The sequence below is a fragment of the Flavobacterium aquiphilum genome, from assembly GCF_027111335.1.
GTDB lineage: Bacteria > Bacteroidota > Bacteroidia > Flavobacteriales > Flavobacteriaceae > Flavobacterium > Flavobacterium aquiphilum.
This window is the reverse complement of record NZ_CP114288.1, coordinates 3,421,060-3,447,129: the sequence shown is the minus strand read 5'-3', so window position 1 is coordinate 3,447,129 and position 26,070 is coordinate 3,421,060. Positions and strand designations below refer to the sequence as shown.

The window sequence follows — 26,070 nt, the reverse complement described above, 5'->3', positions numbered from 1 at the left end:
AAACACCAATAAATAAAAGGCGACCCGAGCGGTAGCGAATTGGCGAAGCATACCATATATGACCTATAACAAATAAATTTTACATACATGAAAAGAATCATATACACCATACTATTTACATCATTGTTTTTTTCTTGTAAAGAAGCAAAAAAGACTGAAGCTATGCCTAAAGATGATGGATTGATTACTGTGACCAAGCAACAGTTTCAGTCTTCAGGAATGGAAATTGCTTCACCATCAGAACAGGATTTTAATGTAGTTATCAAATGTTCGGGAAAGATTGATGTCCCACCGCAAAACCGAGCTCAAATTACTTCGTTTATTGGAGGTTATGTTAAGTCAACCCATCTTTTAGTTGGAGATAAAGTAACCAAAGGTCAAGCGTTATTGACTTTGCAGAATACGGAGTTTTTGGATATTCAAAAGGAATATCTCGAAGTGGCTGAACAGATCAATTATTTAAAATCGGAATATGAGCGTCAAAAAACTTTATATGATGAGAAAATTTCTTCACAAAAAAATTATTTAAAAGCAGAAAGTGATTATCGTAAAACAAAAGCAATGTATCAAAGTTTACGCGAAAAATTGCTAATGCTTAATATTAATCCTGCTCAAGTTGAAAAAGGAAAATTAACTTCGACAATAACTATTTATTCTCCAATTTCGGGTGATATCGTTATTATGAATGCTAATGTTGGTATGCCTATTTCTCCTTCCGATGTAATATTGGAAATCGTCGATACACAGCATTTACACCTGGAATTGTCTGTTTTTGAAAAAGATATTTTAAAAGTAAAAGAAGGTCAAAAAATTGAATTTACGGTGCCTGAAGCTACAAAAGAAGTATTTAATGCCGAAGTTCATTTGGTTGGAAAATCCATTGAAGGGAATGACAGAACCATAAATGTTCATGGACATTTGGAAGACAACATTAAGCAAAAATTATTGACAGGAATGTTTGTTGAGGCTGGAATATTTGTGGATTCCAAGAAAGGTTTGGCGATTCCTGCGGAAGCATTAATTACAGAAAATAATAAAAATTTCGTACTTTTATTAGATAGTTCAAAAAAGGAATATTCTTTCAAAAAAGCTAAAGTTACTCTAGGTGAAAAATCAGAGAAATACGTCGAGATAATTCCTGATAATGAAATTAATGCTACATCTAAAATTTTGACCAAAGGAGTGTTTGATATAGCAAATTAAACAAAATCAATTATGGATTTAAATAAACTCAAAAAACAATTACAGACAGAAGTCGATACCGCTTTTTTATATGAAAGTATCGCAGCTGTTCAGGATGATAAAAATTTAACTAAAGTGTTGCATAGTTTAGCTTCGATCGAAAAAGAACATGCCAAGCACATGCTTGATAAAGTGTTGACTTTTGATCCGAATTGCAAAATGCCATTGCCTTCATCCAAAGCAAAATTCCAATTAAAACTAGGCAAATTATTTGGATATAGCTCGATTATCAGTAGCTTATCAAACATTGAAAAACAGTTTGCAGTCAATACTTTGAAAAACAAAATAGAGAAAGGAGAGAAAATTACCGGTTTTGAACACAATCACCTTAATATTATTGAAGCAGTCAATAATAATTCGGCTTTGAATGTTTCGGGAGGTTTATTATCTAAATTTGAAAGCCGACATAAATCAGTTGGAGGGAATGCTTTGCGAGCGGCGGTTTTGGGTTCTAATGATGGATTGGTTTCAAATATGAGTTTGGTAATGGGAGTTGCTGGTGCGGCTGTTTCGAATAATACGATTTTATTAACAGGTATTGCAGGTTTATTGGCAGGAGCAATTTCGATGGCTTTGGGAGAATGGCTGTCTGTTCAAAGTTCGAGGGAATTAAATCAGCGTCAGATAGAACTGGAAACTGAAGAACTCCGAGCTTCTCCAGAAGAAGAAAAAAAAGAATTAGTATTATTGTATCAAGCCAAAGGAATGAATGTTTCGGAGGCTCAAAAACTAGCAGATAAAGCTTTTGAAAATCCTCAAACAGCCATTGATGCTATTATTACTGAAGAATTAGGAATCGACAAAGAAGAATTAGGAGGCTCAGCTTGGGAAGCGGCTATTGCATCTTTTATTTTATTTGCCATCGGGGCAATCATCCCACTTTATCCTTTTATGATTTTAGAAGGGAATAAAGCCATTTTTTTAAGTATTGCCAGTAGTGTTGTTGGTCTTTTTGGAATTGGTGCTACAATCACATTATTGACAGGAAAAAGTATTCTATTCTCTGGTACAAGACAAGTTGCATTTGGATTGGCTGCTGCTGCAGTGACTTATGGAATTGGGTCTTTGATAGGGGTTTCTTTGGCGGGTTAGTCAATTAATGTGTAATGCACATTATCTTTATATTTACTTAAAATCTTTAATCATTAAATCAAATTATATTATGAACGATGCACATTTACACATGGTAGTAAACCATTTTCCAATTATTGGAACCATTTTTGGGTTTGGAATTTTAATTGCAGGATTGGTTTTAAAGAACAAGACTCTGATAAATACCTCTTATGTATTATTTATTGTTGCGGCCATTTTTGGGGCAATCAGTATGGGTACGGGAGAAGGGGCCGAGGAGTTGGTTGAAGATATGCCAAATGTTGGAAAACAGATTATTCACGAGCACGAAGAGTTGGCTGAAAAATTAGCGGTATTGCTGTATGTTTTGGGGGCATTTTCGCTTGTTGGATTGTATCTGAATTTTAAAAATCATGCAAAAGCAAAATTACTTTCCTTTTTAATTTTAGTTGTTTCTGCTATCGGATTAATTTTGGTTCAGAAAGTTGGAACTTCAGGAGGGGAAATTCGTCACACCGAAATAAGACCCAACGCCAATACAATGGTTAATGGGGCTGTAAAACAATCGGAAGAAAAGGAAGAAGATTAAGGTTCTGATTTATACTTGTCAAGGGATTGATATAATTCATAAAAAAATAGACTCAAGGGGTCTATTTTTTTATGAATTAGAAGTTTAGTATATGTTATTTAAGCTAAGATTTTCTAGCTATATTTTTTCTAAATATGGCTCGCAAAGACGCGAAGTCGCAAAGTAATACGTTAACAACTTTGCGACTTCGCGTCTTTGCGAGATTGAATTTTATCCAAACTTAATAGCTTTGTTATCAAGTGCAGTCGAAAGCTATAATTGTTTCGACTGCGCTCGAATTGGCAATACAATTTTATCTAAATTTAATATTAAGGCTTACAATGTCGGAAACCATGTTAGTGGTTCTAGTATAATGACCATATCGTAATTCTAAAGTGTTCCAATGTTTGACACCAAAGACACCTTCGGGAGGTGTAAATTTCATGCCCATTCCAAAAAAGCCACTGTTAAATTTTGATAAATCATAATTACTGGTGTAATACTCATCTGCCGAAGTATGTTCACGATAAGGTTTGAAATACTTGGTTCCGCTCTGGGTATAATATCTGTAGAACGGGCTCAGTGAAAAAGCCTGTGTTAATTTTACAGGAATTTCAAGGTCGGCTGTATGTGACTTGATGCCCCAATCATCCGAATAATATCTGTAGTAAGCTCTTAAAATTATGTTGTCTCCCAAGAAATAACTCGCCCTGATTCCTAGCGGAATTTTAAGCCTCGTATCTGGCATTTTTTCCTGATGGACGGAACCGTCCGTAAAATAAACACGATGGAAAGGAAGACTCAAATATCCATTCTGGCTGATAACGTCCCCAACAAGCATTATTTGGAGTTCCTTGTTTATAATCTGGGAATAACTAAGTGTTCCCACAAACGTATTTCTATCGGCTGTGCCATAGCCTTCTTGTCCATAAGGTCTAAGTTCAATAGGGGCAATTAGTTTTAACTGGTCGATGAAGGTTTGGAATTTAGCCGTAAACTCCCCATTTCTATCTTTTGTTTTTTGAGAAAAACTAAGGTTCGCACCAAAAGACTGGTAATCGAATTCGCTTGAAGACGAAACACCTGCGCCAAAACTTCTTCCTTTATCTATATTTTCTCTAAGATAACTTAAAGATGGATAGAAACGAATGTCTGAAGATGAAGCTGATGAATTGGCACTTAAATCAATCATGTCTGAAGATGCAGAAGTATAATGATCAATTCCCGCTTCGATATCAAAAGTGTGTCTGATTCCCGTTTGTCCGTACTTGACAAGTTTGACGTCTATGGTATTGGCAATATCGGTAAGGTGTTCGGAACCAATTCCTCCCGTAACGGCTGAATTATCTCCATTTTGGGTATAATAACTGGAAACTAAATTTACTTCCTCTACTTTTAGTTTTCGGGTTTCATAATTTGTTGTGTCCTTAGAAACGTTTTGTGCTTTTAATTGGAAAAATGCCAATAAAGCAAATCCTGATATGAATATTCTTTTCATTTTTTTACTATCAAAAATTAATTACAGCCGCAACCTCCGCCACTTTTTCCTGAATTTGCTCCGGAAGCTCCTTCTCGGTAGGATTGAAAACTGAGTTCTGTTTTTTCAATTTTTCTGTTGGAAAGAACCATTTCAGAATCGTTGATTTTTCCTTTCTGATATTCTTTTACTGGAGTGCAGGAGGCAAAGAGCATTGTTGATAATGCAATGCCGCATGCAAAGAAGAGTCTTTTCTGATTAGGCTTTTTCATTTTAAACGGATATTTTTTGAGGTGTAAATTTTATTGTTGTCATCTATTATAATACAGTGTAAATCTGGTATCTGATCGATCAAAAACAAGCCGGCTTTGATTCCCATCACCGCTATTGGAGTTGCCATCGCATCTGCAAACTCAGCATTTGGTGCTATGATGGTGACACTTTTTATGCCTGATATTGGCAGTCCTGTTTTTGGATCTATCGTATGTGAATATTTTTTGCCGTTGATCGTTACATATTTTTCATAATTCCCCGATGTAGCTACAGCTATATTGGAAATTTCCATATAAGAGAACGGAGTATTTGGAGAAACAGGATCGGCCACACCGATAGTCCATTTTTTGTTATTGGGCTGTTGTCCCCAAACGCAGAGGTCACCACTTGCATTAATAATTCCGCTCTTTACATTTTGTTTGAGAAGAATCTGTTTTGCCATTTCGGCGGCGTACCCTTTTCCGATTCCGCCAAAACCAATACGCATGCCCTTTTCTTTTAAAAAAACGGTTGTATTTTCTTTATCCAAAATAATATTTCGGTAATCAATGAGATGTACCATTTTTAAAGCTGTTTCACTGTCCGGCAGTTTGGTCATTGATCTGTCAAAATTCCACAGGCTTTTATCAATGCTTCCGTAGGAAATATCAAAAGCACCCTGAGTAATTTTGGATATGCCAATGGATCTTTCTATGAGATTAAAAACTTCCTGGTCAACTTTTACTGGTTGAATGCCAGCATTTGCATTGATCAGATTGGTCTGGCTGTCATCGCTGTAAGTCGTCAGAAGTTTTTCAATCCTTTTGATTTCCTCTATGGCGGTCTCAATATGTTCATTGGCTGTCTTTTCATCAGCCGCTACAACGGTGATGGTAAAGATGTTTCCCATAAGTTTCAGGGATTGAGAATACTTTTGATCTTTATGCATATTATTTTCTGCTGTCACAGATTGCCTTTATCTCTGCTGTCCATTCCTCAGGACTAATTTGAGGTTTTCCGTGCCATGTTTTAATTACTTTTCCCTCGGAGTCAAGCAGCAGTGTAAGCGGAAAATTTCCTTCTTTATTATATAATTCAGCTAGCTGCTCATTTTGCTTAATCTGTTCAGGTGTGCCTATGTTTTTCTTTTTTCGCGGAAAATCAGCATTGACAAGTATTAAATTTTTGTCTGCCATTTCTTTGAACGCCTCACTCTGGAAGTAATCCCTGTGTAATACGATGCAAGGTCCGCACCAATCCGATCCGGAGAAGTTCAATAATATTAATTCGTTTTTTTCTTTCGCGGTTTTTTTAGCAATAGTAAAGTCAGCTTCCCAATTTATTGTAGGAAGAAATGTTAAAAAAAGGAACATTGTTATCAGTTTCATAATGATTGTTTTAGATATACGAAATAACGAATTATAGGCGATCGTATTTTTTTTCTTTGCTTAAGATTTAATTAATTTTAAAATCGGACAAAAAGGTTACTACGTATATTCAATAAATTTACAGCCTGAAATTTTGGAATTATTCTTACAAGAAATAGGAAGTGTATTGCAGAAGACAACAGGGAGAGGGGCATAGGATTTATTAAATTAAAAATCCGAAATAATTCAGACAGCTTTTAGAACAGATAATTATTTTGTATCTTTTAGAACTGTATGTATTGATACTAATTTTATCTAAAATATTCAATGAACACAAGTGAGCAGGAATTAAAAGGACTAAGTTTTAACGAAGTAGTTGAAAACAGAAAAAAGTTTGGAATCAATAAGAGTAATTACAAAAATGAGAGCCGGTTTTTGTCTTTTCTAAAAACTGTTTTTGCAGAACCAATGGTTGTTTTATTGCTTATTGCCTCTGCTATTTATTTTATCAACGAGCAATACAGTGATGCTGTTTTTCTTTCGGTTTCAATTTTATTAATTGTTGCCATTTCACTTTATCAGGAAAAAAGAAGCCAAAATGCGCTCGCAAAACTGCAAGAATTCACTGAGCCTTTATGCAAAGTTATTCGCGAAGGACAACAGCAAAATATAAAAACTCATGATATTGTAGTTGGAGATCTTGTCGTTATTGAAGAAGGCAGTATGGTTCCTGCTGACGGCTTCATCATACGGTCGAATGATTTTTCAGTAAATGAATCGATACTAACCGGTGAATCAATGTCTGTTTTCAAGGATAGGAAAAAAGATGATAATACCGTTTTTTCAGGAACAACCGTTGTCAGCGGATTGGCGGTATTTAAAGTAACCGAGGTTGGTAATCAGACTAGTTTAGGGAAAATAGGAAGTAGTCTGGAAGCCATTTCGGAGGAGAAAACACCGTTAGAGCTTCAGATTGGGAATTTTATAAAAAAAATGGTTTTTGCCGGAGCTTTGATGTTCATTTTGGTTTGGTGCATCAATTATATTAAACTTGGAAATATTCTTGGAAGCCTTTTGTTGGCATTAACTTTAGCCATGAGTATACTGCCGGAAGAGATTCCGGTTGCTTTCACAACATTTATGGCTCTTGGTTCCCGCAGACTAATGAAGTTGGGAATTATTGTCAAGCAAATGAAAACGGTTGAGACGTTAGGCAGCGCCACTGTAATTTGTACTGATAAAACCGGTACGATCACACAAAATAAAATGGAATTGGCAAGACTTTATTTGCCTTCAGGTTCAGAAGTGGCGGTGAATACTTTTAGAGAATTAAAAGAAACCGAGGAACTCCTTACAATAGCGATGTGGGCAAGTGAGCCGATAGCTTTTGACCCGATGGAGATTGCCCTGCATAATGCCTACAAGAAAAATACTGATAAAGATTTGAGGAGCAGTTTTAAGATGATTCATGAATATCCTTTATCAGGAACCCCTCCAATGATGACCCATTTATTTGAAGACACCTATGGCATTCGTATAATTGCCGCAAAAGGCGCGCCAGAAGCTATCTTTGAAGTTTGTCATCTCTCAAAAGAAGAAAAAGAAAAGGTAACATTGGCTATGGATAAACTTACGAGAAAAGGTTACCGAGTGCTTGGTGTTGCAAAAGGGAATTTTCAGGGTACTAATTTTCCCGAAACACAGCAAGAAATTCCATTTATATTCAAAGGTTTAGTCGCTTTTTATGACCCGCCAAAAGATAATATAAAAGAGGTTTTAGAATCTTTTTATTCGGCGGGAATAGGGGTGAAAATTATTACCGGTGACAATGCTCGTACCACAAATGCCATTGCACAGGAAATTAATTTTTCAGGTTTTGATAAAGCCATTACAGGCGAGGAACTCATGAAGTTAAACGATGCTGAATTGCAAAGCGAAGTAATGAATATTAATGTGTTTAGCAGAATGTTTCCTGAGGCCAAATTAAGGATTGTTAATGCCTTAAAAGCGAATGGGCAAATCGTTGCCATGACAGGAGACGGTGTTAATGATGGGCCGTCGCTAAAGGCCGCACACATTGGTATAGCAATGGGAACAAAAGGTACGGCTATAGCCAAAGATGCGGCCTCTCTTATTCTTGTGGAAGATGATCTTTCTAAAATGGTGGATGCCGTTGCAATGGGCAGAAAGATTTATACCAACTTAAAAAAAGCTATTCAGTATATTATTTCAATACACATTCCTATAATCTTGATTGTTTTCCTTCCGCTTGCTTTAGGGTGGATCTATCCTAATATATTCAGTCCTCTTCATGTAATTTTACTTGAACTTGTTATGGGACCGACCTGCTCCATAATCTACGAAAATGAACCCGCAGAAGCTGATACGATGCAAAGGGGGCCAAGACCTTTCACTTCGACATTTTTTAACATAAAAGAACTTGTAGTTAGTATATTGCAAGGGATTGCTATAACCTTGGGCCTTTTATTTACTTATCAGTGGTCAGTACATAATCAGTGGAATGAAGACACAACCAGAAGCATGGTCTTTCTGACTTTAATGACGGCCAATGTTGTGCTTACGTTGGTGAACAGGTCTTTTTATTATTCATTATTGGTGACACTTCGATACAAAAATGTTTTGATCCCTGTCATAGTAGGTATTACTGTGTTTTTGGTCACATTGCTGTTTGCTATACCATATTTACGTTCTTTATTTAGTTTTGAACCAATTACATTTATTCAATTAATTTCATGCGTTTTGATAGGTTCTTTATCGGTGTTGTGGTTTGAAGTGGCGAAATATTTTAGAAGAAGAAAAAGAGGCTAAGACCATTTCTGTTACCTTTTTTCCAAAAAATAAAAACCTCCAAAATCATTTGACTTTGGAGGTTTTCTTATTCTAAAATTACTTTAAGATTTATTTAAAGTCGCTCAGCACTGAGCTTATTTATACCCAAAAGATTTCCATAAGCCATCGCCGCTTTATGAACCTGAATAGTCCAGTCCTCTGCAGCGTTATCGTCAGCGCCATCCGAGATGTATTTCAGACACAAAAATGGAATTTGCTCTTTCATGGCAATCATCGCCAAGGCATAGGCTTCCATATCTACGACATTATATAATACTTCTGAATGTTCCATCTCAAAACTATCGCCCGTTCCGCAGATCCCTTCCTGTAAACCATCCATTTTTAAACCATATTCTAAAATAGGAGGTAAGCCGGATAGAGGCGTTTCATACAACTGAAAACCTAAACCGCGTACATCCATATCTCTTTGTATGAATTTGGTACAGCAAACAATATCTCCTTTCTGAAAAAAGTTACTTCCGGCCGACCCCAGGTTTACAATCAATGAGGGTTTTTTCTCTTGAATGATTTTTGTTAGTTCATAAGCAGCATTCACTTTCCCTATTCCTGTTATAATAGTGTTGCATTCTTCAAAAACATCAGCAGCTTCGGAGGCTAATGCAAAAGAGAACAAGGTGTTTTTTATTGAAAAAGAGTGATCTGTATTTATATTTATCATCGTTTTTTATATTTTTTTCGGATGTGCAAAAATATTCAATTTTAATCAGCTATTTATCGGTGTGGTGGTGAAATTATAGATTTCCCGATTTATCATTGGCTTCAAAACTTTTCTTTTTTTGTCTCAAGTAAAGTTTTAAACTATGCACTTTATTGCATTTGTTTTTAGATTTTAAATAAATATTCATTTGCCACAGATTCACAAATTAAAATGATTTTAAAATCTGTGAATCTGTGGCAAATTCATAAATTTTCGGAATCCAATTTTGCAGACTTCCAGTTTCTCGTAGAACCAGACCTCTAAACTTTCAGTACAGAGTGGTTTAGTATATCATCATGTATTTTTAATTTAATTATCACTTTAGTTAATAAATAATAAAAGCCTGAATATTTAGGTATTCAGGCTTCTGCTTTTTTGATTTGTTTTTTCAAATAAGAAGCTATTCAAAAAAAATAAGAGATTTAATTTTCGTTGAAAACTTAGGAAACATAAATCTAAAATGGATTAGTCTTTGATGCCAAGTTTGCTAAGGATATCTTCAAGTAAACACCATTTGGTGATTGATGATTGCAATAAATTAGCTCCTACAAATGCGGTAAACCAAAGGAAATTTTGGTTGACATAAATAGCCAGTAATAAGCTCAATAATGTAAAACTTCCGGCAACGGCTCTGATAATTCTATTTTTCATATTTAATTTATTTTTTCGATGTTTAATACAGCTATGTGGATTTTTGAAGCAATATCCTGCTTGGAGTTTAGTTGTTCGATTTCTTCAAAAACAGTTTCCATTTGTTGGCTTGGTACAAAAGCATAGAAAAGGGTAGAGTCGGTTTCTACCGTTTCAGCTGCAAACCAGTTGTTTTCAGTTTTTTCCGATTCGGTTAAATCTTTATGGCCTTTAACTTCTCTATAAGTAAAAGTGTTCACTTTTGTTTTCTTAAGTATTGCTTTGACCTCAGAATCAAAAGCAGTTATGGCGGTTATTAGTACTAATTTCATTTTTAATCATTTTAAATTTTAAAAATATCAGGACTTGAATTTCAAGTTTAGACTTTCAAGCCCCGAAAAATATTTATTCTTTCTCCCACTTTTTGCGTTCGGTGATGTAATAAATTATCGGCACCACAATAAGCGTTAGTATAGTTGAAATAATGGCTCCAAACACCAGCGAAATTGCTAATCCTTGGAAAATAGGATCAAAAAGGATAATCGATGCACCAATTACAACCGCACCTGTGGTCAGCAAAATAGGAGTGGTACGCACCGCACCCGCCTCGATAATGGCTTGTTTGAGATTAATACCTTCGTTGAGCCTAATTTCAATGAAGTCAATGAGCAACACCGAGTTTCGAACCATAACCCCGGCCAAAGCAATCATCCCAATGAAGGAAGTTGCCGTAAAGTAAGCCCCCAATAACCAATGCCCAAAGACGATTCCGATAAGTGACAGCGGAATGGCAAGCATCATCACTATTGGCGTTTTAAAGTTTTGAAACCACCCTACAATCAGCATATATATGATGACGATAACCACCATGAATGCGACTCCCAAATCGCGAAATACTTCGAGTGTAATTTGCCATTCACCATCCCATTTTACGGTGAAATCGCTTTCATCAGTGGGTTGTTCCATATATAATTCATTCACTTTATAGCCTTTTGGCAAAGTTATTTTGGCAAGTTTTTCATTCATTCCCAAAATTGCATACACGGGGCTTTCCAATGTTCCTGCCATATCGGCCGTTACGTAAACTACACGTTTTTGGTCTTTACGGTAAATGGTTTTTTGCAAAGTGTCATTTTTTACTTTTACCAAATCACTTACCGGAACCATATTTCCTTGATTCCCTTTGATTTTCAGGTTTTCAATTTCCTGAAGGCTGGTTTTGTCTTTATCATCAAGCGAAAGGACAATTGCTACATTATCATTTGATTTTTCGTCATACAGATTTGAAACCGGATATTCTTTTAACAGATAAGTAAGATTACCGACGATTTGCTGAGGTGCTATACCGTTTAGCATCGCTTTTTCCTTGTCAACTTCCAATTTGTATTCGGTTTGGTTGTCTTCGGTCATCCAATCAACATCCACGATATCGGGAGTGTTTTTCAAAATAGTTTTCACCTGATCCGCCACTTTAATCTGCTCTTTATAATCAGGACCGTAAATTTCGGCTACCAATGTTGACAATACCGGTGGTCCTGGTGGTACCTCAATCAGTTTTACATTTGCGCCATACTTTTTGGCAATTTTCTGAATTTCAGGACGAATTGCTTTGGCAATTTCGTGGCTCTGCGCTTTCCTTTCTTCTTTGTGCAATAAATTCACCTGAATATCAGCCATATTGCTTCCGCCACGCATATCATAATGGCGAACCAAACCGTTGAAGGTAATCGGAGCCGAAGTTCCTATGTAGTTTTGGTAATTCACCACTTCGGGACGTGTTGACAAATAGTGTGCAATTTCTCTTGTCACCGCCGAAGTACGTTCCAACGTAGTTCCCTCTGGCATATCGATAACCACCTGAAATTCATTTTTGTTGTCAAATGGAAGCATTTTTACCAATACTGATTTGGTAAAGAACATTAGTATGGAACCCAATAATAAAATCACCGTTACAACCATCAATATTTTTCTTTTTCCTGAGTTTTCAAGAAACGGACGCTCGAATTTGTTGTAAAAACGGTATATCCAACTCGTTTCAAGACCGTGAGTTTCTTTGTGCTGCTGTTCTTCTTTTTCCTGAAGGAAATGATATCCTAAATAAGGAGTCACAGTCAATGCAACGAACAAAGAAAGTATCATCGCTATGGAAGCCCCGATTGGCATCGGACTCATGTAAGGTCCCATCATTCCAGACACGAATGCCATTGGCAAAATCGCGGCAATTACAGTAAATGTTGCCAAAATTGTTGGGTTACCTACCTCATTGATAGCATAAATGGCCGCTTGCTTAAACGGTAGTCGCTTCATTTTGAAATGACGGTGCATGTTCTCAGCAATAATAATGCTGTCGTCAACTACAATTCCTACTACAAACACCAGGGCAAAAAGGGTGATTCGGTTTAGGGTATATCCAAGCAGATAGTAGGCAAATAAGGTCAATGCAAAAGTCAGAGGCACCGAAAGAAAAACAACCAAACCGCCTCGCCATCCCATGGTCAGCATAACCAAAACGGTCACGGCAATAATCGCAATTCCAAGGTGCATCAACAGTTCGCCAACTTTATCAGATGCGGTTTCTCCGTAATTTCGGGTTACTTCTACGTGAACGTCATTTGGAACCAACGATTTTTTAAGCTGTTCTACTTTGTCCAAAATTTTGGCTGAAATCTTCATTGCATCGGCACCTTTTACTTTACCAATAGAAATCGTGACAGCAGGATATTCGGATTTTGCAGTTTTGAATTTTTCATTGGTTTTTCCATATCCGAAAGACACATAACTTTTAGGTGTTGAAGGCCCATCCTGAACAGTTGCTACTTGTTTCAAATAAACCGGCATGTTTTTGTTTACCCCCACCACAAGATTTTCTACATCTTCTGTATTTGACAAAAACTGACCTGTTGTTAACAAATACTCCTGATCGTTTTGCACAAAACTTCCGGATTGTGAACTCCCGTTATTGGCTTGGATCATTTGCATTATGCTCAAAGGATCCACACCGTTTTCAGCCATTTTATCTTTATCCAAAATCACTTTCACTTCGCGGTTTTGTCCTCCGATTTCTTTGGTAATCGCCACGTCCTTAACTTTCTCTATTTCCGAAGTCAATTCCTCGGCAATTTGGCGTAACTGAAATTCATCCTGTTTTTCGCTCCATAAAGTCAGTGCCAACATGGGTACGTCGTCAATAGAACGGGTTTTTACCATTGGTTTGTAAACGCCAGTTGGGAACATATTTTCATGTTTTCCCAATTCGTCGTATAATTTCACATATGAACGTTCAACATCCTGTCCCACATAAAATTGGACAATCATCATGGCCTGACCGTTCATGGCCATACTGTGGACGTGTTCAACCCCTTTGATGTTCGAGATTATTTTTTCCAATGGTTTTACTACTCGGCTTTCTACTTCTGCCGGACTTGCTCCCGGATAGCCCACCATGATGTCGGCCATAGGAACGTTAATTTGCGGTTCTTCCTCCCTTGGGATCAGAAACGAACTGTAAACCCCAATAATCATCAACGCTGCCATCAATAAGACAGTTAATTTTGAGTTGATAAAAAAATGGGCTATTCTGCCTGAAATTCCTTCTTGCATATTTTTTTTGTTTAAAGTTTATGGTTTAAAAGTTTAAAATTGCTGTTCAACTAAACTTAAAACTGCTACTAATTACTGTTTACTGAATACTGATTTTAGCTCCGTTATACAATTTTCCATCGGCAGAAACAATGTATTGTTCTCCTGCCGAAAGCCCTGACAATATTTCTGCTTCATTACCAAAAGTCTTTCCGATGCGAAGCCACCTCAAAATAGCAACATTTCCTGCACCTACAGTATAAACTCCAGTCAATTGTCCTTGATGGATCAAGGCTGATTGAGGTATCAAGACTTTATCGGATGTTTGTGTCATACTATTTTTATTGGCTACCGGAAATTGCACATTTGCGAACATCCCTGATAAAACTGTTTTATCAGCTCCTTCCAAGTTAATTTTTACCAAATATTGACCTCCGGTATTTTTGGCTGACAAACTCACTTCACTCACTTTTCCGTTCAGTGTTTTGTTTGTAGATTTAACCAAAACTTTCACCAGCATTCCGCTTGTTATCGATGCAATGTCACTTTCGGCTACCATCGCGGTTGCTTGTAGTTTTGAATCTCCTTCAACACTTACTAAAGGCATCCCCGGACTTGCCATATCTCCTTCTTTTACAAAAGTGTTAGTCACAACTCCCGAAAATGGTGCCGTGATATTGGAGTAGGCAAACTGTGCCATTACTTCGTTACGCATTTGTTTGGCACCTTCTAATCCGGCTTTTGCCATTTCATAACGGGCAGTCATATCATCCAGTTCTTTTTGCGAAGCGCTTTGTTGTTTAAATAGAACCGTAAACCGGTCGTAGTCTTTTTTTGCATTGTTGTACCCCGCAGTTGCCTGAAGGATGTTGGCATCTACTTGAGCTTTTTTTGCCTGTATATCGGTATTGTTGATGCTTATCAAAAGTTGTCCAACAGCTACTTTTTGACCAACTTTCACATGAAGTTTGGTCACATATCCCATCATACGGGTGCTTAGGTTAGCGCTGTTTTGGGCTTCAATTTTTCCGCTTGCCGTTATAAATGGGCTGCTGCTGTTTGTGTCCGTGCCGCTTACTTTTACTGCAATTGCAGGTTCGTTAGTAATAACGTCTTTTTTCTCTCCGTTGCAGGAAGGCAGCAAAACCAAAAGCGAAATCGTTAGTGTTGATTTTAAAAAGAAGTTTTTCATTATAATATTTTTAAAATTGATATTGATTCTAGTAATTGTCATTGATATTGGCTTTTTATTTGGTTAAAAATTGAATATATTCTTGTGTGAATCGATATTCAAAAATGGCTTGCAGGTTTTCTAATTCCTTTTGGGACTGCAAGGTTTCGGATTGCAGTAAATCGGTTGTTTTTTCCAATCCCTGAGCAAAACGGTTGCTTCTGATTTTGTAGGCTTCCTGCGCTTGTTCAAAAGCCAATTGAGTGAGTTTTACATTGTTTTCTGCATCCGAAAGCTGACGGACTGCTTGGTTTAGCTCCATCTGACTTTTGGCTTTATACTGCTCGGTTTCCGTTTGGGCTTTGTTGTAGTCTGCTTTTGCTTTTTCTAATTTTCCTATGGATTTGTAACCGTCAAAAACATTCCATGATAATTGTGCTCCAACTAAATATCCTTTGGCACTAGTCCCAAATAAACTGTCATCGTACATTTCATAACTTCCAAAAGCATTCAGTCTTGGAAGCAAATTCATTTTACCGGATGTTACCATTTTTTCATAAGCTTCAGAGGATTTATCCATAGCCTGAATATCTTTTCTGTTTGCTGGTAATTCTGTGTTTACACTGATAACCGAAAATTCACTTTCAAATTCTTCTGTCGGTTTGTAAACTTTTTTGGATTGTTCATCATTTAAAAGAAAACCCAAATAATCCGAAGCATTTTGAACATTTGATTTGGCATACTGCAGTTGATTACTGATTTCGTTTACACGAACCTGCACGTTCAATAAATCAGTTTTCTGCAACATTCCCTGCTTAAAATAGTTTTCAACCAATTTCAGATTGGCTTTGCCTGTGCTTTCGGCCTTTTGCAAAACTCTAACCGCTTTGTAAGCCAGTTGCAACTGCATAAACGCTTTATTTACTTCGAGTTCCAAATATTCCTTGGTACGTTCGGTTTGCAATGCAAAAGCATCCATTTTTGATTTTGCTGCCTGACGTCCGTATAAACCGTCAAGATTGATTAATGGCTGCTGCACTTCGATTTTGGTGGCAAAATTTTTAGTCTGTGAAGGATGATTTAAAACGGCAGGGTTAAAGTCCTCAGGACTAACGATGGCCTGATTTAATTTTGAACCAAAAGCCATAAGCGGATTTGTAGTCAGCATAGCGGTATGTGACACATTTACATTGGGCAAAAACAAGGAGTTTGACTGATGATAATCTGCCATAGCCGACTCATAATTTTTTTCGGCAATTTTGATTTGCAGATTTTTTTCGGACATTCTCTGTATCAGGTCTTTTTTTGAAATACGCAAAGTATCCTGACCGAAAGCGGTCCATGATAAGGCTAAGAGCCCGAAGAGAGTAAATATATTTTTATTTTTCATCTTTACTGTTGTTTCATTAATTTGAAGCAAAAGTAAGAGAGTGGAAAAAGGTAGTTTGTAACAATAGTTACATAGGGAACTCATAAAATTTAAAAAGTCCCAAAAAGGGACTTTTACTACAAAATAGACAACTTGTTTGTGAATTAAAATTTTACAATAATTCTATAATATTTCGGTTGAGTTTTATTTTTCCTTCGTCTTCAAGCACCTTAAGCAATCTAGAAATAACCACGCGTGAAGTATTGAGTTCATCAGCAATTTCTTGATGTGTAATTTGCATGATGTTTGTTTGGTTTACTTTTGCTTTTTCATTCAGATGTTTGATCAAACGCTCGTTCATATTCATAAAGGCAAGAGTATCAATCGCATTAAGCATCTCTTTCATACGGTTGGTATAGCTGTCAAAAACAAAGCTTCGCCAGCTTTTGTATTTACCCAGCCATTCTTCCATTTTCTCTACGGGTAACATGAGTACAAGTCCATCAGTTTCGGCCACAGCCCTGATTTCGCTTTTGGTTTTTCCCATGCAGCAGGCCATAGACATGGCACAGGTATCTCCTTTTTCTAAAAAATATAGAAATAACTCTCCCTGATCTGGAGCTTCCCTCAAAATTTTAATGGCACCTTCCAGTAACAATGGCATTTTAAAAATAGTATTTCCTATTTCTATTAAAATATCCCCTTCTTTGAATTTTTTTGTTACTGCCACCGATGCAATTTCATCAATGAGGGCTTCTTCAAAAATATAACTGTAATGTTTTTGGATTATTGATTTTAATTCTTGCTGTGTCAATGTATGTTGGTTTATTTCAAATCAATATTTAAGTTTTGACGTATAATTTGTCGGTCTAAGCGGAATTAAAAGTAGAGAAAATTTTGGAAAAAAAGACAGTAATCAAAATTTAGTGAGGACATCTAATCGATATCCTAAATGCTGCAGTACAAAGTACAATTACTTTTTATTTATTCATGAGTTAAAACTTATTGTTTAAGCATATTTAAGTTGGATACTGCGTTTTGTTGTAGCTATTGAACGTTTTATTCTAAATAATAATTCATTTGGATTAAACGGTTTAGATACAAAATCATCAGTACCAAGGCTAAAAGCTTTTAGAACCGTAGCTTCTTCTTCACCTAAAGAGGAAACTACTATTATAGGGATGTTTTCAAAATGTTCTTTTGAGAAGCCAATAATTTCTAACCCAGAGCGAAAAGGGAGCATAATATCGGTAATAATCAAATCAGGCAGTAGTACTGGGATTTTTTCTATGGCACTCAATCCATCTTTGCATGTTGTCACGTGGTATCCTTCTTTTTTAAGGATGTATTCGAAGATTTTAATTAATAATACATCATCTTCTACTATTAGTATTTTTAAATCTGATCTTTCCATTTTTTTAGCGATTAAGGTTAATAATGTAGATTTTGGGAACCTGTCTTTTATAGTTGCTTTAATTATTTTTAGCATTAATTCTGATACAAATGTATTTTTATAAATAGGTAATATTTTGTTTTTTAGATTATTGAACTTGTAGTGTCGGTGAATGGTAATTTGCTTTAGACGTAACGGTCATCGAACTTTCTTTTAGTTGCTGTTCTATAAAGTTTAAGTGCATGAATTCAATTTGTTTCTAGGCAGTTTTATTAGATTGTGGAGAATTCAAATTCAAGAAGTGTCTTTAACAGTCAAATCTAAAATAAGTTTTGAGGATACATAAATGAATAAAAAAAGCTCCCTGTGGCTAGGAGCTTTTAAAAAAACTAAAATTGTTTTTGGATAATAATTGCAATATACTTGGGGATCAATGAAATTATTACAGTACAAATATCTATCACTTTTTAATATATTATTTCCATTATTAGATAAGTAGTTAATTACTATAGATGAATGGCCTTTGGAAATCGTTAACTGGTATAATCAGTTTTTTATTTATTGGTTTTGCGTATCTTTTTAAAACAATCTATTCCAGCTTTTAAAAATAGTCTAAGCACAAATCAGATATTTTTTTTATGAATTAATTAGCGACGGTTCTTATAATTATTGGTAAATCAACAAGTACAGTGGTAACCTCGCAGACAGGAAGTTTTTTATTAAGTATTACACGGTCTAAATTAAGTGATTTTTGGATTTTCGTATTTCTGTTCAACGACCAATAGATACCATCCAACTACAGTTTTATACCGCTTATCGAAGATTTATACTTTTATAACCAAGTTCTGGCTAAATTTGGTAATCATTTTTTATACATAAAACTATATGTCAAAGTCATTAAACATACTATTAATAGAAGACGATGCTATTGAGGTCATGAAATTTAACAGAGTTTTAAAAAACCTGGAGCAAGTACATAAAATAATAGAAGCCAATAATGGCGAAGATGCCCTTTCAATACTTAAAAATAAAGTAATCATCCCAGATATAATTATTCTGGATCTTAATATGCCAAAAATTAACGGAATAGAGTTTCTGGGTATTCTCAAAGCTGATGATGTACTAAAATATATACCAGCAATTGTCTTGACTACTTCCAACAATCATAGAGATCTTTTAGAGTTTTATAGGTTAGGAATTGCCGGATACATGCTCAAACCACTAAAATATGAGGAGTATGTTGATAAAATAAAAAAAATGATTGAGTATTGGAGCATTAATGAGCTAATATCTCAATAAAAGCTCATTTCGCCTTATGAGAATTGTATAATCATTGAATTCGTACAAAAAAAACATCAAAACTATCTCATTTTCCAATAGATAAAATTCTGGTTTATTTTCGGAGAATACATATCAAAAAAGTGTGTCGTGAGAAATATCTGTTAAAAATAGATTCAAATGATAGTAATTTAAAAGATTATTTACTAAATTTACCTAGCTTTCATATCTGGATGTTGTTGATTTACCCTAAAACTGACTTCTCCTGAATTTAAACCTACTGTTGTAAATGATACTTTTTAATGTTGCATTATTACACACGTACGCCCGGAATGAAAGAATAGTAGAGGGTATTTTAACAGATTAAACGCACTTGAAAGTAATGTAGTAATTGAACAATTGTATCTAAACAGTTAAGCGAATTTTAGGATTAGTTTAAATCAAGCGGGTAATGTATGGATTCAATTAATTTTACTACAGAAAGGTTTAATGAAGTCTTCCCTTTTTACGTTTTGTTTGATCAGCAAATGAGTATTTCTTCTTATGGAAAAAGCTTGAAAAAAGTTTTTCCTTCCATACAACAACGAACCAAACTTTCGGATTATTTTGCATTCAAAAGGCCATTTGTGGAAAAAATGGATGCAGGAACAATATCAGAAAACTTAAATCAACTTGTAATCTTAGAATGCATAACAAATAAGGACCCTTTAATTAGGGGGCAGTTTGTTGCTGTAGATAATTATTTTCTATTTATCGGATCACCGTGGTTGACATCGGTAGAAGATGTGAAAAAAAATAATCTTATTATATCGGACTTTGCCAATTTTGATCCGCAATTTGATTTGATGCAGATGCTAAAAAAGCAAGAAACAAAAAATGAGAATCTTAATAGGGATGGTGAAGAACTCAACCGGCTTTCATTAGTGGCAAGCGCCAATAAAAATGCCATCGTTTTTACCGATGCTGATGGGAAAATATTTTGGTGTAATGAATCGTATCACAAAATAACAGGATTTACAAAGGAAGATGTTATTGGCAAAACACCAATCGAGGTTGGTAGGATCCCTAACACAGATAGAGAAGCCATAAAAAAAATGACTACTCTTTTTTTTAAAGGAGAATCATTTGATATAGAAATCATTCATGGGCGCAAAGATGGAACTTACTTCTGGTCTCGGACAAAAGGACAGCCCGTTTATGATGAAAGTGGTAAACTTCTGCAATATTTTGCCATCATTGAAGATATGACTGATGAAAAAAAGAAAGAGGAACAGTTAGTTTTATTATCGCTTATTGCTGAAAAAAATATCAATGCAGTTATAATTTGCGATAATGAGGGAAGACTCGAATGGGTTAATTCAAGTTTTGTAGTCATGTCTGGATATGAAGTAGAAGAACTTATAGGATTGAAGCCAGGTAAGCTATTACAAGGTAAAGAAAGTAATCCTGAGACAGTAATTTATTTAAGCCAGCAGATAAAAAAAGGAGAGCCATTTAGTTGCGAAATAATTAATTATTCTAAAACCGGAAAAAAATACTGGGTAAAAATTCAAGGTCAGGCATTATATAATGAATGGGGAGAGATTTGCCGTTATTTTGCTATTGAAGAGGATATCACCGCACGAAAAATACTTGAAGAACAAAAAGAGCAACTTTTGGCTAGTTTAGAAAAAAGTAACAATGACCTCGAAGAGTATGCTCAAATAGTATCTCACGATTTAAAATCACCACTAAGAAGTATAAATTCATTAATTTATTGGATAAAAGAAGAGGATGGAGCCAATTTGCGGGAACAATCCATTCAATATCTGGATATGATAGAAGGTAAAATCGAAAAGATGGATCGGCTCATAGAAGGAATATTGACGTATTCTAAAATAAATAACGAAAATACTGAGATCTTGCAACCTGTTAACACGCAGGAAGTAGTGAGGAATATTATAAATACAATTGACATTCCAAAAAATGTGAAAATAGTAACATCAGATAAAATGCCTGTCATTAAAGCTGATAAGTTTCGGATTCAGCAATTGTTTCAAAATTTAATAGGTAATGCGGTAAGTTATAGCGATAAACCTCAGGGCTTGGTTGAAGTAAATGTAGAAGAATCTGAATCACATTATGTTTTTTCAGTAAAAGATAATGGACCCGGTATAGCAGAAGAACACTTTGAAAAAATTTTCAAAACATTTCAATCACTGGGCAGTAATGAAAAATCCACAGGTTTGGGTTTGTCTATAGTTAAAAAAATAGTTGATTATTATAAAGGAAAAATTTGGATAGAAAGTGAGTTAGGTAATAGTACCATATTTTATGTACAGCTAAATAAATAGAGTTATGAAAATAGTGCAGGCTTTTAAAAAAGAGAATTTCACTTGGGATTATCTTACGGATAAAATTATTTTGAAAAATCCATTAGTGCTGGTATTTGCAAATCGATTGTTGCTCGAGGATGAAGCTTTTTTGAAAGATATTAAAAAAGAATTTCCTTATCAACATATTGTTTATGGTTCTACAGCAGGTGAAATTGCCGGCACAAGTGTTCTGGATAATTCGGCAACAGTAACAGCTGTTGAATTTGAAAAAAGCAGTTTTGTAATTAAAACCGGTAATATTTTAGATTATAAAAAAGATGCTGTTGCTCTTGGTAAAAGTCTGTATTCAAATATGCCAAAAGAGAATTTGAAACATCTTTTTGTGCTATCCGAAGGAAGCTTTATTAACGGCAGTTCTTTAATAAGTGGGTTGGAAGATGCTATTGATTCAAGTATATCGATAACAGGAGGAATGTGTGGTGATGATGCAAAATTTGAAAAAACCCTTGCCTCTTATAATGAAAAACCAAAAGAAGGTGAAGTGGTATTGATTGGTTTTTATGGTGATACATTAGAAATTAGTTTTGCCAGTTATGGCGGATGGCAGCCATTTGGACCGGAAAGAATAATTACGCATTCTGACGGAAATATTTTGCACGAGATAGATGGGCAGCCAGCATTGGAGCTATATAAAAAATACCTGGGAGAAAAGGCCAATGAACTTCCGCAAGCCTCACTTTTGTATCCATTAAATGTAACACCCCCTGAAAAAGAGGATGCCCTTGTAAGAACGATACTCAATATTGACAATGATAATCAATCAATGATTCTTGCCGGAGATGTGCCGCTAAACTCAAAAGTACAGCTGATGATGGCATCTGTGGACAGTATTGCCAATGGAGCCAATTTAGCAGCTCAAGATGCTATGAGAAACCGAAAAGCAAAACCGGGTTTGGCTATTCTTGTAAGTTGTGTTGGGCGAAAATTGGTAATGGATCAGCGGGTAGAAGAGGAGCTTGAAGAAGTAAAAGCTGTTTTAGGCGACGAAACCGTTTTAACAGGGTTTTATTCATACGGAGAAATGGCACCGTTTTTTGGAAGTACAATTTGCCAATTACATAATCAGACAATGACTTTAACACTTGTTAGCGAATAATGAATTCCTTACTAGAAAGACAAATAGCAAAATACCTGGGAGGTACTATTCCTGATGGATTAGAGAATTTCCTGAATGCAATAAACAATTCATATATAAACTATGATGAACAAAGGACATTGTTGCAAAGAGCAATGAAATTAAGTTCAGATGAATTATTTGAAGCAAACGAAAAATTACGGGAAGAAGCTCGTAATCTTACAGATTTAAACAAAAATCTGGAATTTATATTAAGCTCAATGAACCTTGATGTAAATGATTATTCTGATAAAAAATTCAATGCAACCGATTATATAAAGCAACAATCCGAAGAGATAATTAGAATTAACAAGCAACGTGAAGAACTCCTTAAAAACCTGGAGTTACAAAATCAGGAACTTAATGATTATGCGCATGCGGTTTCTCATGACCTAAAAGCGCCGTTAAGAAGCGTAAATACGCTTATTGAATGGTTTATTATAGACAACCAAGAAAAACTTAGTGCTGATAACTTAGATTCATTAAACCTTATTTTGCTGAATGTTGAAAAAATGGATCTGCTGATAAAAGGGATTTTAGACTATTCTTCTATTGATAAACTGCAGTCTGAAAATAGGATTATTGATTTTAATGTGCTTTTGGAAGAAATAATCAGAACGGCCTTGCTTCCAAAAAATTTCGAAATAAAAGTGAACGGCAAATTGCCTAAACTCTATGGGAATTACTATAGATTTAGACAGCTTTTTGAAAATTTAATTAATAACAGCATCAAGTATAACAACAAAGACAAAGGATTTGTCGAAATAGGATGCGGATTAAATGATGATAATTTGTTTGAATTTTACGTAAAAGATAATGGAGTGGGTATAGAGTCAGCCTATCTCAATAAGATTTTTAATATTTTTACTAAACTTGATAATTCGGATACGTCATCAGGAATAGGACTCTCAATAGTGAAAAAAATTGTTCAGTTTTATAACGGAAAAATTCGGGTTGAAAGTGCAATAAATAAAGGCACCACATTTTTCTTTACTCTTGATACTAATGGACAAGCCAAATCTTAACTATATTAATAGTCTTTCGGGAAATGATGATGTTTTTAAGCAAACAATCATCAATATCCTTAAAAAAGAACTGCCAAAAGAAATAGGCGAATATTATGTACAAATGGATAATAGCTGTTTTCTTAAAGCTGCTGAAGTTATTCATAAGATTAAACATAAAATTAGTATAATGGGAATGGAAAAAAGTTATTATCTTGTAGAAGAGTTTGAATGTAGCTTAAAAAACCAATCGGCAGATTTTAATGCAGAGTTAAAAGTAGCGTTTGATCAAATACTTTGTACAATGCAGGATTTTGCTGATTCATTATAATCGTAACCGTATGAATTGTATTGTAATAGATGATGAAGCATTGGCAAGGACTATTATAAGTAAGATGATTACAAGCCATCCCGCTTTAAATTTCATAGATGAGTTTGAAAATGCTATGGAAGCTATAAAGTTTCTTAATCAAAGCACTGTTCCGATAGACATTATTTTTTTAGATATTCATATGCCCGGATTTACAGGTTTTGACTTTATTCAAACCATAAAGAATCCACCTTTGGTTATTCTCATAACCTCAGACAGGAATTTTGCTATCGAAGCTTTCGAATACAAGTGCATTGTTGATTATTTGGTGAAACCAATCACAGAAGAACGCTTTTTAAAAGCAATAAGTAAAATTGAAGCAAAAAAAAATACACTCCCTTCTTATTTAGAGCGTGCTGATGTTCATGTAGCGCAGCCTACTGATGCAGCTACAGAGTTTTACGTAAATATCGACCGAAGGCTCATAAAAATAAATATGGCATCTATAAATGTAATTGAAGCTAAAGGAGATTATATTTTGATAAAAACAGAAGACAAAAATTACACGGTACACTCAACATTAAAAAAGATAGAAGATAAACTTCCTGTATCTTCTTTTTTAAAGGTGCATAGAACGTATATAATCAACATAAAAAAAATAATTGATATCGAAGACAATAGTGTTTTAATTGCAAAAGATGTAATACCGGTAAGCAGGTCCAATAGACCAGAACTTATGAAGCGGCTTAATATGCTTTAAAAGCGCTTTTTGTAAATAGAATGTTATAATTACTACGAGGTAGAATCTCAAATGTGATTTCAATTATGTCCTATCCTATCCTGAAGCTATACACAATTCAAGGGTGCATGAGAATAGTGCATGAAAAAGAATTGTGAAATTAAAAGTTATCTTGTGATGAGATGGAATTCACATGTTCTGTTTACGTTATTTTAAACGAATTCATTTAATTTTCAAACCTTTTAGTAAAATTTTCAATAAAACCAACTTTATCTTTTTTTACTAGTTCAAGCATTTCACGAATATCTTCCGGAGTTGTCCCATATTTATCAAACCACAGATGAATTTCAATTAAAATGGGCAGCAAATCAATTCCTTTTTTGGTTAATTTATACAATACTTTGGCTTTACTAGTTGGATGTTCTAGTTTTTCTATTATTTTATTTTCTTCCAAAGTAACTAATCTGCTTGCCAAAATATTGGTTGCAATTCCTTCGGCTGACTTTAGGAAATCACCATAAGTGCACTCTTTTCTAAATAATAAATCCCTGATAATCAAAAATGACCACTTGTCGCCAAACACGTCTAAAGTGCCGCTAATAGGGCAATCTGATCTTTTTTTTATTACTTTCATAAAAATAAATTAAAAATATTTTTAAAATCACTTGCAAAAAACAAGTGAATGTGTTTATATTTGTACTTGCAAAATGCAAGCAAATTTATAAATTAATTTTCAAACACAATAAAAATGAAACAAAATATTTTAGTTACCGGAGCGTCATCAGGATTTGGATTGTTAATCGCAAACAAACTGCATCAAAATGGTTATAATGTCATTGGCACAAGTAGAAATCCTGAAAAGTATGTGGCACAATTGCCCTTCAAAATGATTGCATTAGACCTTGATTCAGAGCAATCAATAAGCTCATTTTCAGAAAGACTTTTTAAAGAAATCCCTCAATTGGATATTTTGATTAACAATGCGGGTTTTTATGTATCAGGCATTGCCGAAGAAACACCTATTGAGTTGGGAAGACAACAATTGGAAACTAACTTTTGGGGAACCATCAAAGTAACCAACGCTGTATTACCCCATTTTAGAAAACAAAAATCTGGTAAAATTATTACCGTGGGGTCTATTGTTGGACTTGTGGCATTCCCTAATGCAGCCTACTATGCAGCATCCAAACACGCATTGGAGGGGTATTTTAAATCATTGCGATATGAATTGAACGAGTTCAATATTGACGTAGCAATGATTGAGCCTGCTGCATTTAAAACAAATATTTTAGAAAACTCTACTGCAACTATAAATAAAATAGCTGATTACAACTCTTTAAGAAATAAAATCAAAAATTTCTCTGACGAATTATTTGATAAGGCCGAAGATCCTATTTTGGTTCTAAATAAAGTGTTAAAAGTAATACAAAAAGACAAGCCAAAATTCAGAAACATCGTAGGAAAAGGGACTACGACTTTGATAAACCTACAACATTTTGCTGCTGGATTTTTAGAAAAAAATGTTCTTAAAAAATTAAATAATTTTTAAAATAAAAAACGGGA

At 34.8% G+C, this 26,070-nt stretch carries 24 protein-coding genes; 11 read left to right on the top strand and 13 right to left on the bottom strand.

What is annotated here, in order from left to right:
• The first annotated feature begins 87 nt into the window (after nucleotides 1-87).
• From OZP12_RS14075 to OZP12_RS14065, 3 genes are all read left to right on the top strand, one after another.
• Nucleotides 88-1,203, top strand: a complete 1,116-nt coding sequence (locus OZP12_RS14075; RefSeq protein WP_281225661.1) for an efflux RND transporter periplasmic adaptor subunit — start codon at nucleotides 88-90, stop codon at nucleotides 1,201-1,203.
• Nucleotides 1,204-1,215: 12 nt separating this feature from the next.
• Nucleotides 1,216-2,334, top strand: coding sequence for a VIT1/CCC1 transporter family protein (locus tag OZP12_RS14070; RefSeq protein WP_281225660.1), 1,119 nt, complete (start codon nucleotides 1,216-1,218; stop codon nucleotides 2,332-2,334).
• A gap of 70 nt (nucleotides 2,335-2,404) precedes the next feature.
• Complete coding sequence (locus OZP12_RS14065; protein WP_281225659.1) at nucleotides 2,405-2,902, top strand: DUF2231 domain-containing protein; 498 nt, start codon at nucleotides 2,405-2,407, stop codon at nucleotides 2,900-2,902.
• Nucleotides 2,903-3,194: 292 nt separating this feature from the next.
• Here OZP12_RS14065 and OZP12_RS14060 read toward each other — a convergent pair whose 3' ends face one another.
• Genes OZP12_RS14060 through OZP12_RS14045 form a run of 4 tightly spaced genes read right to left on the bottom strand, consistent with a single transcriptional unit; the run spans nucleotide 3,195 to nucleotide 5,998 of the window.
• Nucleotides 3,195-4,379: a DUF3570 domain-containing protein gene (locus tag OZP12_RS14060; RefSeq protein ID WP_281225658.1), complete on the bottom strand. Its 1,185-nt coding sequence runs from the start codon at nucleotides 4,377-4,379 to the stop codon at nucleotides 3,195-3,197.
• 17 nt (nucleotides 4,380-4,396) lie between these two features.
• Nucleotides 4,397-4,573: a DUF4266 domain-containing protein gene (locus tag OZP12_RS14055; protein ID WP_281229077.1), complete on the bottom strand. Its 177-nt coding sequence runs from the start codon at nucleotides 4,571-4,573 to the stop codon at nucleotides 4,397-4,399.
• 53 nt (nucleotides 4,574-4,626) lie between these two features.
• Entirely contained in the window at nucleotides 4,627-5,520 is an 894-nt protein-coding gene (locus OZP12_RS14050; RefSeq protein ID WP_281225657.1) for an FAD:protein FMN transferase, read from the bottom strand.
• 40 nt (nucleotides 5,521-5,560) lie between these two features.
• Nucleotides 5,561-5,998: a thioredoxin family protein gene (locus OZP12_RS14045; RefSeq protein ID WP_281225656.1), complete on the bottom strand. Its 438-nt coding sequence runs from the start codon at nucleotides 5,996-5,998 to the stop codon at nucleotides 5,561-5,563.
• Between the two features lie 306 nt (nucleotides 5,999-6,304).
• On the opposite strand from OZP12_RS14045, the gene OZP12_RS14040 reads away from it, so the two are divergent.
• Nucleotides 6,305-8,806: a cation-translocating P-type ATPase gene (locus OZP12_RS14040; RefSeq protein ID WP_281225655.1), complete on the top strand. Its 2,502-nt coding sequence runs from the start codon at nucleotides 6,305-6,307 to the stop codon at nucleotides 8,804-8,806.
• Between the two features lie 94 nt (nucleotides 8,807-8,900).
• Here OZP12_RS14040 and OZP12_RS14035 read toward each other — a convergent pair whose 3' ends face one another.
• The 8 genes from OZP12_RS14035 to OZP12_RS14000 all read right to left on the bottom strand — a co-directional run bounded on the left by OZP12_RS14035 (nucleotide 8,901) and on the right by OZP12_RS14000 (nucleotide 17,708).
• On the bottom strand, nucleotides 8,901-9,506 hold the full coding sequence (locus tag OZP12_RS14035) for a 5'-methylthioadenosine/S-adenosylhomocysteine nucleosidase family protein (RefSeq protein WP_281225654.1): 606 nt from the start codon (nucleotides 9,504-9,506) through the stop codon (nucleotides 8,901-8,903).
• 504 nt (nucleotides 9,507-10,010) lie between these two features.
• Complete coding sequence (locus OZP12_RS14030) at nucleotides 10,011-10,196, bottom strand: YgaP family membrane protein (protein WP_281225653.1); 186 nt, start codon at nucleotides 10,194-10,196, stop codon at nucleotides 10,011-10,013.
• A gap of 2 nt (nucleotides 10,197-10,198) precedes the next feature.
• Entirely contained in the window at nucleotides 10,199-10,507 is a 309-nt protein-coding gene (locus OZP12_RS14025) for a hypothetical protein (protein WP_281225652.1), read from the bottom strand.
• Nucleotides 10,508-10,580: 73 nt separating this feature from the next.
• Nucleotides 10,581-13,775, bottom strand: a complete 3,195-nt coding sequence (locus OZP12_RS14020; RefSeq protein ID WP_281225651.1) for an efflux RND transporter permease subunit — start codon at nucleotides 13,773-13,775, stop codon at nucleotides 10,581-10,583.
• A 79-nt stretch (nucleotides 13,776-13,854) separates the two neighbouring features.
• Nucleotides 13,855-14,946 carry an efflux RND transporter periplasmic adaptor subunit gene (locus OZP12_RS14015; RefSeq protein WP_281225650.1) on the bottom strand — a complete coding sequence of 364 codons (1,092 nt, stop codon included), beginning with the start codon at nucleotides 14,944-14,946 and terminating at the stop codon, nucleotides 13,855-13,857.
• 55 nt (nucleotides 14,947-15,001) lie between these two features.
• On the bottom strand, nucleotides 15,002-16,315 hold the full coding sequence (locus tag OZP12_RS14010; protein ID WP_281225649.1) for a TolC family protein: 1,314 nt from the start codon (nucleotides 16,313-16,315) through the stop codon (nucleotides 15,002-15,004).
• Between the two features lie 151 nt (nucleotides 16,316-16,466).
• On the bottom strand, nucleotides 16,467-17,108 hold the full coding sequence (locus OZP12_RS14005; protein ID WP_281225648.1) for a Crp/Fnr family transcriptional regulator: 642 nt from the start codon (nucleotides 17,106-17,108) through the stop codon (nucleotides 16,467-16,469).
• Between the two features lie 195 nt (nucleotides 17,109-17,303).
• On the bottom strand, nucleotides 17,304-17,708 hold the full coding sequence (locus OZP12_RS14000; RefSeq protein WP_281225647.1) for a response regulator transcription factor: 405 nt from the start codon (nucleotides 17,706-17,708) through the stop codon (nucleotides 17,304-17,306).
• Between the two features lie 864 nt (nucleotides 17,709-18,572).
• Between OZP12_RS14000 and OZP12_RS13995 the strand changes: the two genes are divergently transcribed.
• From OZP12_RS13995 to OZP12_RS13970, 6 genes are all read left to right on the top strand, one after another.
• A complete protein-coding gene (locus tag OZP12_RS13995; protein WP_281225646.1) occupies nucleotides 18,573-18,986 on the top strand; it encodes a response regulator in 414 nt (137 codons plus the stop codon).
• Between the two features lie 434 nt (nucleotides 18,987-19,420).
• The gene (locus OZP12_RS13990; protein WP_281225645.1) at nucleotides 19,421-21,298 is read left to right on the top strand and encodes a PAS domain S-box protein; all 1,878 of its coding nucleotides are present in this window, start codon (nucleotides 19,421-19,423) and stop codon (nucleotides 21,296-21,298) included.
• A 4-nt stretch (nucleotides 21,299-21,302) separates the two neighbouring features.
• Complete coding sequence (locus tag OZP12_RS13985) at nucleotides 21,303-22,436, top strand: FIST signal transduction protein (protein WP_281225644.1); 1,134 nt, start codon at nucleotides 21,303-21,305, stop codon at nucleotides 22,434-22,436.
• On the top strand, nucleotides 22,436-23,479 hold the full coding sequence (locus OZP12_RS13980) for a sensor histidine kinase (RefSeq protein ID WP_281225643.1): 1,044 nt from the start codon (nucleotides 22,436-22,438) through the stop codon (nucleotides 23,477-23,479). Before OZP12_RS13985 ends, OZP12_RS13980 begins: the two co-directional genes overlap by 1 nt.
• On the top strand, nucleotides 23,460-23,789 hold the full coding sequence (locus tag OZP12_RS13975) for an Hpt domain-containing protein (protein WP_281225642.1): 330 nt from the start codon (nucleotides 23,460-23,462) through the stop codon (nucleotides 23,787-23,789). The genes OZP12_RS13980 and OZP12_RS13975 overlap by 20 nt, the downstream gene beginning before the upstream one ends.
• Nucleotides 23,790-23,799: 10 nt before the next feature.
• Nucleotides 23,800-24,528, top strand: coding sequence for a LytR/AlgR family response regulator transcription factor (locus OZP12_RS13970; RefSeq protein ID WP_281225641.1), 729 nt, complete (start codon nucleotides 23,800-23,802; stop codon nucleotides 24,526-24,528).
• Between the two features lie 205 nt (nucleotides 24,529-24,733).
• Here the strand turns inward: OZP12_RS13970 and OZP12_RS13965 are convergent, their stop codons facing one another.
• Complete coding sequence (locus tag OZP12_RS13965) at nucleotides 24,734-25,141, bottom strand: winged helix-turn-helix transcriptional regulator (RefSeq protein ID WP_281225640.1); 408 nt, start codon at nucleotides 25,139-25,141, stop codon at nucleotides 24,734-24,736.
• Nucleotides 25,142-25,255: 114 nt separating this feature from the next.
• On the opposite strand from OZP12_RS13965, the gene OZP12_RS13960 reads away from it, so the two are divergent.
• Nucleotides 25,256-26,056, top strand: a complete 801-nt coding sequence (locus OZP12_RS13960; protein ID WP_281225639.1) for an SDR family NAD(P)-dependent oxidoreductase — start codon at nucleotides 25,256-25,258, stop codon at nucleotides 26,054-26,056.
• Nucleotides 26,057-26,070: the final 14 nt, after the last annotated feature.

Bases quoted from the DNA above. Each gene is read 5' to 3' on its own strand.
- OZP12_RS14075 (WP_281225661.1), top strand. From the start codon at position 88: ATGAAAAGAATCATATACACCATACTATTTACATCATTGTTTTTTTCT.
- OZP12_RS14070 (WP_281225660.1), top strand. From the start codon at position 1,216: ATGGATTTAAATAAACTCAAAAAACAATTACAGACAGAAGTCGATACC.
- OZP12_RS14065 (WP_281225659.1), top strand. From the start codon at position 2,405: ATGAACGATGCACATTTACACATGGTAGTAAACCATTTTCCAATTATT.
- OZP12_RS14060 (WP_281225658.1), bottom strand. From the start codon at position 4,379: ATGAAAAGAATATTCATATCAGGATTTGCTTTATTGGCATTTTTCCAA.
- OZP12_RS14055 (WP_281229077.1), bottom strand. From the start codon at position 4,573: ATGCTCTTTGCCTCCTGCACTCCAGTAAAAGAATATCAGAAAGGAAAA.
- OZP12_RS14050 (WP_281225657.1), bottom strand. From the start codon at position 5,520: ATGGGAAACATCTTTACCATCACCGTTGTAGCGGCTGATGAAAAGACA.
- OZP12_RS14045 (WP_281225656.1), bottom strand. From the start codon at position 5,998: ATGAAACTGATAACAATGTTCCTTTTTTTAACATTTCTTCCTACAATA.
- OZP12_RS14040 (WP_281225655.1), top strand. From the start codon at position 6,305: ATGAACACAAGTGAGCAGGAATTAAAAGGACTAAGTTTTAACGAAGTA.
- OZP12_RS14035 (WP_281225654.1), bottom strand. From the start codon at position 9,506: ATGATAAATATAAATACAGATCACTCTTTTTCAATAAAAAACACCTTG.
- OZP12_RS14030 (WP_281225653.1), bottom strand. From the start codon at position 10,196: ATGAAAAATAGAATTATCAGAGCCGTTGCCGGAAGTTTTACATTATTG.
- OZP12_RS14025 (WP_281225652.1), bottom strand. From the start codon at position 10,507: ATGAAATTAGTACTAATAACCGCCATAACTGCTTTTGATTCTGAGGTC.
- OZP12_RS14020 (WP_281225651.1), bottom strand. From the start codon at position 13,775: ATGCAAGAAGGAATTTCAGGCAGAATAGCCCATTTTTTTATCAACTCA.
- OZP12_RS14015 (WP_281225650.1), bottom strand. From the start codon at position 14,946: ATGAAAAACTTCTTTTTAAAATCAACACTAACGATTTCGCTTTTGGTT.
- OZP12_RS14010 (WP_281225649.1), bottom strand. From the start codon at position 16,315: ATGAAAAATAAAAATATATTTACTCTCTTCGGGCTCTTAGCCTTATCA.
- OZP12_RS14000 (WP_281225647.1), bottom strand. From the start codon at position 17,708: ATGGAAAGATCAGATTTAAAAATACTAATAGTAGAAGATGATGTATTA.
- OZP12_RS13995 (WP_281225646.1), top strand. From the start codon at position 18,573: ATGTCAAAGTCATTAAACATACTATTAATAGAAGACGATGCTATTGAG.
- OZP12_RS13990 (WP_281225645.1), top strand. From the start codon at position 19,421: ATGGATTCAATTAATTTTACTACAGAAAGGTTTAATGAAGTCTTCCCT.
- OZP12_RS13985 (WP_281225644.1), top strand. From the start codon at position 21,303: ATGAAAATAGTGCAGGCTTTTAAAAAAGAGAATTTCACTTGGGATTAT.
- OZP12_RS13980 (WP_281225643.1), top strand. From the start codon at position 22,436: ATGAATTCCTTACTAGAAAGACAAATAGCAAAATACCTGGGAGGTACT.
- OZP12_RS13975 (WP_281225642.1), top strand. From the start codon at position 23,460: ATGGACAAGCCAAATCTTAACTATATTAATAGTCTTTCGGGAAATGAT.
- OZP12_RS13970 (WP_281225641.1), top strand. From the start codon at position 23,800: ATGAATTGTATTGTAATAGATGATGAAGCATTGGCAAGGACTATTATA.
- OZP12_RS13965 (WP_281225640.1), bottom strand. From the start codon at position 25,141: ATGAAAGTAATAAAAAAAAGATCAGATTGCCCTATTAGCGGCACTTTA.
- OZP12_RS13960 (WP_281225639.1), top strand. From the start codon at position 25,256: ATGAAACAAAATATTTTAGTTACCGGAGCGTCATCAGGATTTGGATTG.